This is a genomic window from Frischella japonica, from assembly GCF_014489845.1.
Taxonomy (GTDB): Bacteria; Pseudomonadota; Gammaproteobacteria; order Enterobacterales; family Orbaceae; genus Frischella; species Frischella japonica.
Genome location: NZ_JABURY010000019.1, coordinates 11,916 through 25,962 on the forward strand (window position 1 = coordinate 11,916; position 14,047 = coordinate 25,962).

General features: G+C 37.7%; 9 protein-coding genes. All 9 read right to left on the reverse strand.

Annotated elements, in window-relative coordinates:
* Positions 1-5: 5 nt before the first annotated feature.
* The 9 genes from FcAc13_RS09405 to tssB all read right to left on the reverse strand — a co-directional run bounded on the left by FcAc13_RS09405 (position 6) and on the right by tssB (position 13,214).
* Positions 6-920 carry a V-type proton ATPase subunit F family protein gene (locus FcAc13_RS09405; protein ID WP_187755969.1) on the reverse strand — a complete coding sequence of 305 codons (915 nt, stop codon included), beginning with the start codon at positions 918-920 and terminating at the stop codon, positions 6-8.
* A complete protein-coding gene (locus tag FcAc13_RS09410; protein WP_187755970.1) occupies positions 920-3,277 on the reverse strand; it encodes a type VI secretion system tip protein VgrG in 2,358 nt (785 codons plus the stop codon). The genes FcAc13_RS09405 and FcAc13_RS09410 overlap by 1 nt, the downstream gene beginning before the upstream one ends.
* Before the next feature lie 130 nt (positions 3,278-3,407).
* Positions 3,408-6,170 (reverse strand): type VI secretion system ATPase TssH, encoded by a 2,763-nt coding sequence (gene tssH / locus FcAc13_RS09415; protein WP_187755971.1) that lies wholly within the window; start codon positions 6,168-6,170, stop codon positions 3,408-3,410.
* A 304-nt stretch (positions 6,171-6,474) separates the two neighbouring features.
* A complete protein-coding gene (locus FcAc13_RS09420; RefSeq protein WP_187755972.1) occupies positions 6,475-6,963 on the reverse strand; it encodes an Hcp family type VI secretion system effector in 489 nt (162 codons plus the stop codon).
* 39 nt (positions 6,964-7,002) lie between these two features.
* Entirely contained in the window at positions 7,003-8,778 is a 1,776-nt protein-coding gene (locus FcAc13_RS09425) for an OmpA family protein (protein ID WP_187755973.1), read from the reverse strand.
* A gap of 17 nt (positions 8,779-8,795) precedes the next feature.
* The gene (gene tssL, locus FcAc13_RS09430; protein ID WP_187755974.1) at positions 8,796-9,461 is read right to left on the reverse strand and encodes a type VI secretion system protein TssL, short form; all 666 of its coding nucleotides are present in this window, start codon (positions 9,459-9,461) and stop codon (positions 8,796-8,798) included.
* Between the two features lie 10 nt (positions 9,462-9,471).
* Positions 9,472-10,824, reverse strand: coding sequence for a type VI secretion system baseplate subunit TssK (tssK, locus tag FcAc13_RS09435; protein ID WP_187755975.1), 1,353 nt, complete (start codon positions 10,822-10,824; stop codon positions 9,472-9,474).
* A 269-nt stretch (positions 10,825-11,093) separates the two neighbouring features.
* Positions 11,094-12,623 (reverse strand): type VI secretion system contractile sheath large subunit, encoded by a 1,530-nt coding sequence (gene tssC, locus FcAc13_RS09440; protein WP_187755976.1) that lies wholly within the window; start codon positions 12,621-12,623, stop codon positions 11,094-11,096.
* A gap of 87 nt (positions 12,624-12,710) precedes the next feature.
* A complete protein-coding gene (gene tssB, locus FcAc13_RS09445) occupies positions 12,711-13,214 on the reverse strand; it encodes a type VI secretion system contractile sheath small subunit (protein ID WP_187755977.1) in 504 nt (167 codons plus the stop codon).
* Positions 13,215-14,047 lie beyond the last annotated feature (833 nt).

The window sequence follows — 14,047 nt, forward strand, 5'->3', positions numbered from 1 at the left end:
ACTCTTTATTCAATTTCTTTTTTGACCAGTGATAAAAACACACCTTTATCAATTGCTTTGAAACGATCAGATAAACTGCCCGGTTCAAGCACCGCCGCTTCGACAGCCGATTTTAGTTCAATATTACTTAGCAAATGATTACCATAACGATAAGACATTAATGCAAAAATAAACCTATCATTAACTGCCTGCAAACCATATTGCCATGCATCTCGATAGTATTCGGCAAGTTCGAGTAAACTAATTTGATTGGTGTCTTTTTTTATCTCTTGATAAATCTCATATTGAGCAAGATAAAGAAAAAACAATTGTTTCGCTTCTTGTTGATAAAACTTAGCTTCTTCAACCATAAATAAGTCAATATTTTTTGGTTTATAATTTAACTGTTTAATATTTCTTAAGGTATTTTGTATGGTTGGATAACAATAATTGAGAAACATGTTTAACATATCAGCGATAAATTCAGGACAAATGGCATTACCCTCTTGTAATAATTGCATCCTAAATGGCTCATAAAATGGTACAAAACCCATTGCGCAATATTTACTTAGTTGCTTACCAATATTGACCATCTGTTCGGTGATAATTTCAGGCGGGTATTGACTTACCATCCAACCACAGACATAACTTTTAGTACTTAATCGTTCATTTTGAGCCTGCACTACACTAAAATGTAACAACCTTTTATCCAGTTCCTGATTAGGTTTAGCGATGGTTATTAACTTAGGGCACGAATTTAAATCATGAGATATATCGGGTCTTATAACAGTAGCGATTGCCTGCTCACCAAGTAAAGCCTGTATATTATCTAAAGCGATAAAATCTATTTCGCTCACTGTGGTTAACCCATCGATCAATAAATAACGATACTGCCGGCTACTATTGTCATTAGCCAATATATTTAATAATTGTTGTTCCATTAACCTTCCTCCGTACATTTCACTCCTGCCGGCATTTGTACGGTTGAAGAATTGTAACTTTCAGGACTAACCACACCAAAGCTCGCCGCCAGCGCGGTGACATCGCCCGGTGCATAAAATTTAATCCCGCCGCCTTCTAGAACAATTGCCACACCGTCACAGACTAAGGTTAGTTTTTTACTGGCTGAGATAATTACTTCGCTATCCGTACTAGTGATTTTCATTGCTTGTTTTGATGATAGGTGCATTTCGTTATTTTGGGCCTGAATATCGACATTGCCTTTGGAAGCAAAGATTTTTATCCCCATCATGTTAGCAAATAGACTTATCATATTGCCGGCTGTCACCATAAAGCGTTTAAACGCACTGATGTCAACTGTGCTTTGCGCGGTTTGTATGATGTTTTCACCTGCGGTCTGCTGGATCGAGCTTGGCGTGACATCGGCAATACCCGCTGGCGCATAGTTTAAAATGGCCGGTTGGTTGAGTTGATCGAGATTTTGTTCCAGCAGCTGTTTCTGCGTCTGTAAATCAGCCAATTCTGCTTTCGCTGCTTGTGCCAATTCATTAAGCCGTTTCACCATCTGCGACGCTTGCTCAAGCTCTTTTATGGCACTGTCCATATTGCATTGTAGATCACCGGCTTTGTACTGTTCTTCGGTGGTAACATACAATCCTTTGCCGGCGCGAATTGCCCCCCACTCATCGGTACGCAATTCAAAACCATGGCCGCGATTCTTCTTTGTTTCATCAACTAAATGACCAATGTTAAGCTGTGTTTTGCCATACTCTGTCGCTAATTTAATATGTTCTTGCCCACGTTGGTCATCCATCCGTAGTTTGTTATTCGCCGGCGTTCGAATAACATTTCGGTGCTTATTAGCTGTGCTGACATGGTCAGGATGCGTACTATCATGCATTGCATGGGCAATATAGGGGCGATCAGGATTGCCATCGGTAAAGGCTATCGCAACTTCGGTGCCATCAATTAGCGGAAAATGAAAACCATAGGTATCGCCAGCATATGGTTTAGCCAAACGTACCCACAAGCTCTCTTCGCCACTGCGCCAAGTTGTTAAATCAAAATCAAACTTAACCCGGTAACGCCCTTTTGTATCAATATAGCCATAAGTATCATTAGCCGGACTGCTGACACGGGCTGGTAATGTACCGCCAATTTGTGGCCAGATTTTCGGTTGCGGACGGTACGGTTTTAATACCGCGTAAGGGATGGCAGTAAAGCTCAGTTCATAAGCATTACTTCGATCACCATCACTTTGGGTACTTAAAATAATGATTCCTTCGCTAATCTCCGCCAGCGGACTGTCGTCGATTACGATCCGTTGACCAGGTGCTAGGTTATAGTCATTACTTTTACCGTGAATAATAACTTTTTCACTGATGTGCTGCTCATGGCGAATTTTGGCATACCAATGACCACTTTCTACCTGTTGATGATCTCCTTTTGCTTTATAGTGCTCACCATAGCGGTAGTTCGTACCTACCGTTGTGCTATCTTTCGGCTCGGTATTGACTAACTCATAACGATCTGCCTCAGCATCACGATAGTTATAGTCATTCACCACCACTTGACGGGTCACGGTTTTGCTGGTTAACTGTAAATTCCATACACTGTGGCGGCTGTTATCCCCCATACCGCTAGGAACTTTATACACAATATGCCCAGCATCAGCTAGACCTTGTTCAAAATCACTGATCACCAATACATCACAGTGATGCTCTGCGTGGCTTTCAAAACGTAACCATATTCCCACATCGGCAAGCAAACGTTGCACAAAAGCTAAATCGGTTTCCTGCCACTGTGTGATAAATTCCCGTGCTGGATAAGTCTCCTTTAGCGCTAAGCGATAATCCACGCCAGTAAAACCATGGCGACGTAGCACGCTTTCGACCACATTTACCACACTTTGATTTTGATATATGGCAGATGAATGCTCATTGGCAAGCAACGCCAAGCGTGGGGCTAGCACTACCCGATAATGTGCTTCGTCTTCATTGATGGATAACTGACTAAATGCCGTTACCACCCCATATAACGTGCGTGGCATGGCCGGGGTATCGAGAGAGCTGATATGTTGTAACATATCACTAACGCTTTGCGGTTGAAATGAAAAAGAGGCAGATTGCGTTAAAACGGAATCGATCTGAATATGTTTATCCTTACTGGTGAACGTCACCTCATAATGCCATGGTGCATCTATCTGTTCGTGACCTTTCACTGATAAAACAGATAAAGGGGCCGTCAGTCCAGTAATGTTTAAACTATAACGGTTATGACTTGGTTGAGTTATTTTTGTAGTAAAATTTTCCAGTTCCTGACTGATATCTTTAGTCACGGCGTTACTCCTGTATTCCTGTTAAATCTATGGTTTTACATCATATTTTGGTTTCACAACAAAACTTGATATTTTGTCGCCATATTCTGGTACCATGCTCTAATAATTGATATTAGGCTAATGAGTAAAATCACGATCCTTTTGTTGTTTTTTTATTTTTATTTGTTGGTGATGATATTTTTTTTGCTTTTGGTTTACTCGTTAATTGCGCTGTATCCATTTTCCACTCTAATACAATTCCCTCACCATCAATAAAATCAAGACACAATACTTGACTATTGATATCACGTTTTTGTAACAATAGATTAGACACTGCTGGTAAAATTTGCTGATTTAAAATACTGTCAATATTACGCGCACCGGTATCCGGTAATAAACAGGCATCGACTAACTGTTTATAAAGCGCATCACCCACCTTAAATTGAATGTGATAATGTTGATTGAGGCGTTTTGCGACTTTAGCTAACTTCATTTCAACAATTTGTCGCATAGCATCGCCACTTAATGGAGTAAAGATAACGGTTTGGAAACGAGCTAATAATGCGGGTTGAAAATGTTCACGAATGATAGGGCGCAATAACTCTTGCTGTGTGGCAATTGGTGCATCTGGCATTTCCTCAAATAGTGCCATCAATTGATCACTGCCTAAATTGGAGGTCATTAAAATAAGGGTGTTGCGAAAATCAATTTCACGCCCTTCACCATCACGCATAAACCCACGATCAAACACTTGATAAAATAGATTAAGAACATCACGATGGGCTTTTTCAACTTCATCCAGCAGCACAACACTATATGGTCGTTTTCGCACCGCTTCGGTTAATACGCCACCTTGTCCGTAACCAACATAACCGGGTGGCGAGCCCTTCAGTTGTGATACCGTATGCGCTTCTTGATATTCCGACATGTTAATTGTGACTAAAGATTGTTCACCACCAAATAACGTATCCGCAAGTGCCAGCGCACATTCGGTTTTACCAACACCTGATGGACCAACCAATAAAAATACGCCCAGTGGCGCATCTTCAGCTGTTAAGCCGGTTTTGGCTGCGCGAATACGTTTTGCCAGTTCCGCTAGTGCGACATCTTGTCCGACTACGCGTGTACGCAAATCGTCCTCAATGTGTAATAGATGACTTTGCTCATCTTTTAACAAACTTTCGAGTGGCACGCCTGTCCAATCAGCTATGACAGTCGAAACCGTGCGACTATCTACATCAAGCGATAACAGCGGTGCACTAGCTTGCAATTCATGCAGTTGTTGCTGAGCGTCACTGATTTGTTTCATCACTTTTTTATTTTGTGCGTTATCTTGAGCACGTAGTTCTATCAGTTTTTCTACCCATGCTTTTTCTTGTTCAAATTGCGCTTTAGTTTTCGCAAGCACTTTCGTCACCGACGCAATTTGCGCATCAATCTCTATCACTCGGGGTTGTAGATCTTGTTCACCCAATGCCTGATCGGCAATCAATGCTGCCTGTTCCAATTGCAATGAGGTGATAGTTGCTTCAAGTTTAGTAATCGACTCAGGGATGGTATCTAAGCTCATTCTTACTCGAGCTGATGCGGTATCTAATAAATCCACTGCTTTATCCGGTAGTTGTCGACCACTGATATAACGGCGAGAAAGTGTGACGGCGGTTTTTACGGCCTCATCTAAAATATGTACGCCATGATGCTTGGCATATCGTGATTTTAGACCACGTAACATTAAGCAAGCATTATCATCATTCGGTTCATCAACTTTGACCATCTGAAATCGACGTTCTAGTGCTGCATCTTTTTCAAAATATTGTTTATATTCAGACCATGTCGTCGCGGCAATCGTACGCAGTTCACCACGCGCTAGAGCTGGTTTTAATAAATTAGCTGCATCCGCGCCACCAGCTGAATTACCGGCACCGATAATAGTATGAGCTTCATCAATAAACAACAAAATCGGTGTTGGTGATTGCTGTACAGCGTCTATCACGTTTTTTAATCGTTGTTCAAATTCTCCCTTTACGCCAGCACCCGCCTGTAATAAGCCTAAATCAAGTGTCATTATCGTGACATCTTTTAAACTCGTTGGCACGTTACCTTCGACAATTCTTAAGGCGAGTCCTTCAACTAATGCCGTTTTACCAACGCCAGGTTCACCGACTAAAATTGGATTGTTTTTACGACGGCGGGATAAAATATCAATCATTTGGCGAATTTCACTATCACGACCAAATACAGGATCGATTTTTCCGCTATGAGCTTTTTCAGTAATATTTTCACAAAAACGATTAAGCGCTGCTTGGTGATGTTTTTGTTGTTCAACTACCAAAGGTTGAACCTTTGAAGCGGTTTGAGTGTCTTTATGATTTTCAGGTTGTGTTGCAATCGCATTTTCAATATTTTCTGATACTTGTTGATGATTATCCAAGGGAGCCAGAACGTTTTCATCAGAACTGTCATCTAACATTGGCCGTAAACGTTTTAAAGCAACCACTGATAAGCTTAATAATTGCCAAGCATCCTGCGCTTTTAAACTTTGTGGTGATTCTTGTAAAGCTTGCAATAGATGGATAGAACGGATCTGTTCTTCATGATCTTCGAGAGAGGCTTTTAACCACGCAGCTTGTAATAGTTCCATTAATGAGCTTGAAAGACTCGGCTTTTGATTAATGCTATGTGGCAGTGAATCAAGATAATTTAGCAATCCTTGCCAGATGCCATCCATGTTTAGCTGATAGTGACGTGCAATAATAGTAATATCACTATTACCCTGTTCAAGTAATTTTAATAACCAGTGCGCTAATGTGATCTCACTATGTGCGCGCGTTTGGCATAGCCCAGCGGCAGACTCTAACGCTCTAGCACAGTAAGGATTGAGTCGTCGTAATAGTGTAGATGGATCAGTTATCATCGCGATTCCTTTTTAATTTATTATAATTATGTTTTGTTATTTAAATTGTGTTAACGATTAGCGTCATAGCGGTAAAATTTTATAAACACTATCACATCGACAAATCCGCTAATCAGTTTTTGCTTTGATACTACTTAAGCAAATGTATTTAATTTCCCTGTAAACATGATGCTATTGCGGTCAGTAGGCCTTGGTGTTTAAATACATTTGATTAATTAGTCTGTATTTTAATAATGCTGTCATTGATAAAACTAAATAGTTAAAGATGCCATCATTGCCATGATGACATCTGATTTTTAGTAAATTAACTTCGGCTTTCTACCCAGCTGTCTGAGTGAATGATGTTGCCATCTTTGAAAGTCCAAGTAATTTTTTCATAACGCAGTTCAACACGCTCTAAGTGATTGTATTGTTCTTTTGTTGGATCTTTGATGTTGTGCATTTCTGGTTTAACAGAAACAACTTTTACCCCTTCCATGAAAGTATTGAAATATTCAACTTCCTGACCCGCGTTATCAATTTGATACCATTTAATTTCAACAGATTTTAAGTTTTGACCGGTGGTTACTGCTTTGTAAAGATAAGGTGATGAAGAATCAACCTCTTTAACAAACTCAAGGGCTTTGTGTACACGTGTACCAGTTAATTTACCAGTATTACCGTCAGTAGGAATGTAAACTTGATGATCAAATTCAACAACTTCAACACTCCCCTCACGGCCTTCTACTGTCACTGAACCTTTAATTTCAGAACCACCATCATCTTTTAAAAACATATATGCAGGTACTGCCATAGTATTATCTCCTTATTGTTATTGTTAATTACTTAATATTTAGTTCTCATCTAGCAATTGACATGTTGTTATTTGAGGAACCAAATTTATTTCCACCCGTCGATTTTGTGAACGTTGCTCAGGAGTATCATTACTCACCAACGGTTTTTTTGCGCCATACCCTTGTATAGCAAAACAGGTTTCCGGAATGTCACTGGTTTTAATCATCCAATCCCTTACTGCCGCAGCCCGTTCTAATGAAAGCTGCTGGTTTTTATTTGCATCACCCGTTGAATCGGTATGCCCTGAAATTAAGACTAACCAACCTGCATTATCGTTTTGTTTAATTTGGGTTTTAATTTCCATAAGCGCATTGATTAAAACTTTGGTCGATTCAGGTTTTAACAAAGCTTTACCACTTTCAAATAACGATAAACTATCAAGCCGAATCACAGGATATTCTTTAATAACGACCTCTTTTTCTTTAATGATAATTTTTTCTGGTTCAGGTGGCGGTGCTGGGGGTGGCGGTGGTGGAACATAACGACCAATCGCACGATTAAGTGGTACCAGTAAATCTTGACCATGATAAAGCCCTAGTCCTAATTTTACCGGCACGCCTTGTTGATTGTAGTCATTCAGTAAATGACGATCTGCTTTCAAAATTGCTAAAGCTCTATACTTTTCGTCATAACTATCCATGGCAATGAGATCATAATGTTGAATATCATTGTTAATCTGCTGTGCTAACTTGATATTATTCCAATAAGAAGCACCGAGACCCGCCATAAAAAATAAGGAAGTGATCATTATCATATTGCAGATAGCTTTTCTCTTCGGCGAATATGGATAAGCAATCGGCATATATTTAACCAACCTATCTGGTGGGGTAACAATTTCCGCAATCGAATAATGATTGGGAATATCAAGTGTTGTCCGTCGATTGATAGTGTGGCTGAATAAATTGTCATGAATAAAATGTGAATTTAATGGATAAATAGCTATCCCTTCTGGTTCACATTTAGCAATAGTTTGTTTATTATCTGTCAATACACTTAAGACATGCGCATTCAACCACTGCTCATATTCTTGCAACATGGCACGAAGCGATAAACGTTGTTGACGTTCCTGTGAGTTAAGTTTTTTATCATTTATCCAGTTATCAATCGGTGATAAATACTCATCCATTAAGTAAATTTGGCGCGCTACAATTTGATACCAATATACAGGTAATGTCACATCATCATGATAATGGATATTATTTAAACCAATATGCGCTGAGACATATACTGGCAGTTGATATTTAGCGATCCGACAAGTATCCACCCAAGATTGTCTGAATGACTGTAATTTAGCTGTAAATAATCCCTGTTTATTTTCTAACTCAGGCGTGATAGCCAACAATAAACCGATACGGCCTAACATATCTGGCCAACGCGCTATTAGTGAATCAAAAACGATTGGTAACTCTGAATATTCTTCGACATATACCCAAACCGCTTCTGATGAAATAATAATATTGGACTCAGCTAAAGTAAGATCCTCGGGAAAATATTGTTTTGCGCAATTACCGGTCACTAACAAAATAGGTAACCGATAGCGTTGCCTAGCCGGTAATAACGATAGTTTTTGAGTTAAGAAATCAATATTTTTAGTGCAAGCATTTAATTTTTTTCGGTAAGAGAGCTGGCGATAAAATAATAAACTTGCTACACCTAAAATCAATATTACACCGATAATCTGCCAACCAATTGCAATTGGTAAGAAGACCAATAGTAAAACTAAACTTAGAATAACACTATAAATAATCTGTAAACGCCATGGATAATCGTTCATTATTAACCTCTTATCCTTTATTGAGTTAATGGCTTAATAAGAGCATTGAGCCTATCATCTAAGAAAAAATACAGACCAATAACCAATCCAATTGACAGCAAGGTAAAAAACATCAGCAGGGTTTTGCGCCCAAAATAGCGAAAACTTCGGTTTTGTTCAATAATTGCATGTTCAAGTTCTGGCTCGTGATAATGCAAAGCTTCTCTAAGGGCAATAATTAAATGTTCGCGCTCCATTTGCGGCTGATTTAAATAACAACCTTGAAACCCTAATCCTAATACCCGATCAAAGCAGCTTAAGATTAAATACTCTTTTTTGTCGGCACGTAGTCGATTGCGAATTTTTTCAAAGAGATCATGACCAGCATTATTGGTATTAAAAAATACGACTTGTAATGGCGCACCTAACCATTCATCATAATTTTGTGCTTGTTTATTATTTTGACTACATAACAGTACTGTTTCATCCAACAGTGCACATTGCGCATAACTAATATCATCAATCACCTCCTGACTGAAATGCGCGGCATGTAATTGTTCACGTAGAATCATCACTTGTTGTTTACATTGTTTATAAAGATTACTAACCGATGAAATTACTGTTCCTTCTTTTAGTTGCACTACCGTTAAAACGGTTTCTCTTAATAATTCATCAATTTCTATATTTTGTTGTTCAGTACTCATAATGCTAATCCTATGTACGTAGTACCGCAAAAAGCTCTAACGAAATATCGGGTATCGATCTTGGTATATAAAACTCACAACATCTTGCCAATAACATGGCTTTTGCTGAATCATGTGAAAGATCTAATGCAAAATACTGATTTTCTAAACGCATCGGTATCGCTGCCGGAACGTGACTTAATGCTTTAATCGGTATTCCTGATAGTGCAGAGTGAATAATTTGTCTTACATCATCCGGTGCACCAGCCTTACATAAAATCGGAAACTGTGATTGAAGTTGGTGACCAGGCATACTGGATCGAACAGATAAATAAAAATCAGCTTCTTCAACTAAACGTGCATCATGTAAGCGACCTGTCCAGAAAGTATCTTTATCATGTACCAAATCAATTTTAATAACACGTGAAGGTAAACTTTTTTCGAGCAAATTTCGCACTAATTCAAAAAGTGGAGGAAATACGGCATTTAAATTATCGTGTTGATAAGCAGGAATACCATCCACATCATGTTCCAGAGAGAAGGTTAATAACGCACCAGTAAAAGCGACCAATTTTTGATATAAATTTTCTGGATGTAACGATGGGTTATCGCGCAAAAATTTCAGTTGGGGTTCAAAAGTATTTAACGCATTAAGTAACCAGAATAAAGACACATCAGCAACTGCAAATTCGGCCATTTGTTGATTACGTTCATGGCGCATTCCCATTAAACGTTGGCGTTTAGCTTGAACTTGAATACATAATAATTCTAATTCTTTAAGTAACGTACTGTTTTGTTGATGTAAATTTAATACTGGTGGCAGATATTGATTATCTAACACAAATCGACCATTTAAATCGCGTTTTAACACCGCTATCGGACAAGTGAGGTATTCACTATGATCTTCAAAATCAAATAAAAAGCTTAAGGCACATCGTTCAACCGCTATAATTTCTTGACCGCTGCCGAGTAAATCTGAAACTTCCACCCATTCTTGACGGAATCGGGTTGGTTTTTCAATGAGCTTTTCATCATAAGCACAATTTTCACCATTCGCATTAAGTAATGGTAATCCAATATAAACTTTAACTTCATCAACAGCTACCGGAACCTCTGAGGCTAAATTTCTAACCATAGGAATGTTATCTGAAACATCAGTATCAATAAGTACTCCATCTGTAAAACGCATGCTCAATGTTTCTACACTAAGGCGATCAACTAACAACATTTGTTGATCAATTTGCAGACGGTCAATCCCCCAAGGATTTGCAAGGTACAGTTTAGCTAATTGTTGTTTATTATAAGATTCCCACAATGTTTGTTGTTGAAATTGTTCAGGTGTTAAAAATACACCTTCATTCCATAGCGGGCGATATATTTTCATTATTTTGTTAAGCTCCACTTATGTGATCGTTTTATGCAATACTAAAAGCCGTTCTCACTTTATTAAGAATCATTTAGTAGCACGCATTTATAATGATGCGAACGATATTATTAACTTATAAATCTCATACCTGTTTGACAGTCATAAACAAATTTAAATATAAAATTTAAAAATAGGCTTTTTAACTCACCTCACTGACCTTATTAGACCGGTGAGGTGGCGAACTCAAAAGTTTATTTCTGCATTTAACATAGCATTGTTCTCAATGCTTAAGCTTTTGCTTTAGGCATTTGTGATACCATTGATAAATTAATATCCATTCCCTCGATTTGGAAATGTGGCACCAAGAATGTTTTGACTCTGAAGAAGCCTGGGTTATCCTCTATATCTTCAACAATAACTTGTGCTTGACGTAATGGATGAGAAGCTTGCACTTCATCGCTTGGATCTGTCATTTCCGTCACCAAGTTATTAATCCATTTATTAAGTTCCAGTTCAAGAACTCGGCGATCTTTAGTTGCACCAATATTTTCACGTTGTATCACTTTAAGATAATGAGCAATACGTGAAAGTAAGAAAATGTAAGGTAAACGTGAATTAATACGGCTATTCGCTGTCGCTTCTTTGGTATCATATATCGCTGGTTTTTGTGCCGAGTTAGCAGAGAAGAAGCAAGCATAATCACGGTTTTTATAAAAAGATAGTGGAATAAAGCCAAGATTAGCAAACTCAAACTCTCGGGTTTCAGGAATTAACACTTCGGTTGGAATTTTAACTTGATTACCCGTACCGAGATCATATAAATGAATTGGCAGATCTTCAACTAAACCACCAGCTTGAGGACCACGAATTTGTACACACCAACCATTGCTAACAAAGCTTTGTACCATATTGGCAGCAAAAGCAAATGATGCATTTGCCCATAAATAACGGTCATGATCAGGACCTTTAACATCTTCAACATAGTTAAAGCTACGCACCGGCACAGTTTCTGGCCCATATGGTAAACGCGCCAATACTCTTGGCAAGGTTAAACCAATATAACGTGAATCATCGGTTTCTCTAAAACTATTCCATTTAGTGTATTCTGCACGATCAAAGTAGTTAGCGATGTCTTTAATTGCAGCCACTTCATCCATATTTTTCTTACCGAAGAATTTTGGACCAACCGATGCAATAAATGGCATATGCGCTGCCGCAGCGACTTTTGATACGTTTCGTAATAGAGCAATATCTTGTGGACCACGATCAAATTCATAATTAGAAATTGTCACACCAAGTGGTTCACCACCCGGCGTATCATATTCTTGAATGTAAGTATGACGATAAAAACCGGTTTGGTTAATTTCTGGCGCATCTTCAAAATCTTGACGCAAGTCATCTTTTGATACGTCTAATAATTCAATTTTTACATTACGACGGAAGTCAGTACGGTCAACTAAAAATTTTAAGCCACGCCATGTTGCTTCGATTTCTTGAAAAACAGGATGATGCATAATGGCATCGAGTTGCCGACTTAATTTTTGGTCAATTTGACTAATATGATAATCTAGAAGATGCTTATCTAATTTTTCAATTTTTTGTGAAGAATCTTGAATCATTTTTAGTAAAATATTGACCGCCATTGTCACGCGTTCATTAGGTGAAGATTCCGATAAAGTATCATTGTCTTCATACTTATCCATATCCTGTGCTTTATCGATCGGATTTAAATTAATTTTATTAAACAAGGATTGATATACGCCACTGGCGTCTTGTGTCACCGTTTGAACTGATTGTTCTACTTTTTGTTCTGACATAGTTCTATTCCTTTTATCATGATCCAATTTTGATCATCAGCTTTTCTTGCAAATTAGTTAATTACAGCACAATTACGACTGCTAAATTTATTCTTGAGTATTTTGGGCAACAATGGCATTTAATTCTGCGCGAAGTTCATCTGAAAGTTGTTCATCTTTAACGATTTTTTCCAACTCATGACGAAATGTTGCATTATCCATCAAGTTAGATTTGAGATCTCTCAACAGGTTGCGCATAGCCAGCAGTGAACGTAGTTGGGGAATTTTTTTAGCAACTTGTTCTGGTTTAAAATCATTCATCGATTGAAAATCGAGATTAACGTTAACTTCAGAATTGTCACCGGCAAGCGTATCCTGAACTGAAATCGTTGCTTGAGGATTTAATTCTTTTAAAACGGCATCAAAATTATTTTTATTGATTGATACTTTCTGTCTCTCAATAAGTGGACGAGTATCCTTACCATGACTGTAATTTCCCATAGCAAGAATTTTTAAGGGTAATTCAACCTTCTTTTGAGCCCCACCGGTATGAAGGTCTAGTTGAATATTAACACGTGAAGCGGGAACTTCATTTTGATAGCTATTTGACATAATTATTCCTCTTAGTAAATTCAATTGTTAACTTTACGATGACGAGTATATATAAGAGTAGCCATATCAACAACCGTATTGACGTATCAAAATTTATACTAAAATGAATTATTTTTTATGCGATTTTTGATTAAATTTTTATTATTTATAAGGTTAACGGTTAAGATTAATGGTGAAGATTATCTAAAAAGATTATTTATAATGCATTTTATTGTGCAAAAAATAGTCACCCATTTAAAATAAATATTCAATTGATCAGATTTTTAAGATACGAATTCAGATTATTCGACAATAACCATTGGTTAAACAGTATTGAAATGATTTGCACATCAGCATCGAATTAATAAGCGTTTATAACAGACTTTTTTGCCAAAATGGCTTAACAACTCTTTCTTTTCCATTTAGTTTGCAAACGATCAAATAATACTCTGTCAGTGTATTATCTCCCACTTAACCTGATTAGCGAATGTATTATTTTCTTCAACACTATCTATGACAATGTCTGAATGTGGTGTACAGACCGTCGGAATAACATACCAATGCTTTGTATTTATGATCAATTTGATGAAACTATTGCTTACGCTTAAATTAGCTGTACACTATGATTAAAGCTTTTATTATCAATGATTTTTCTTCATAAGTTAAATTCAACAGAGTGAGTTAATCGGCAGCGTTGTTACATTCGCATACACTGTTTTGCTGGCTTCAAGCACAATGTGCTCTATCACAAGCTTGCGCAACGCTATTATGTTTAAATTCACCATAAAACCTTGCTGAATTATTGTTATTAACTTCATTTTAATGAGGTTATTTTATTAGACTGAAATCATTAA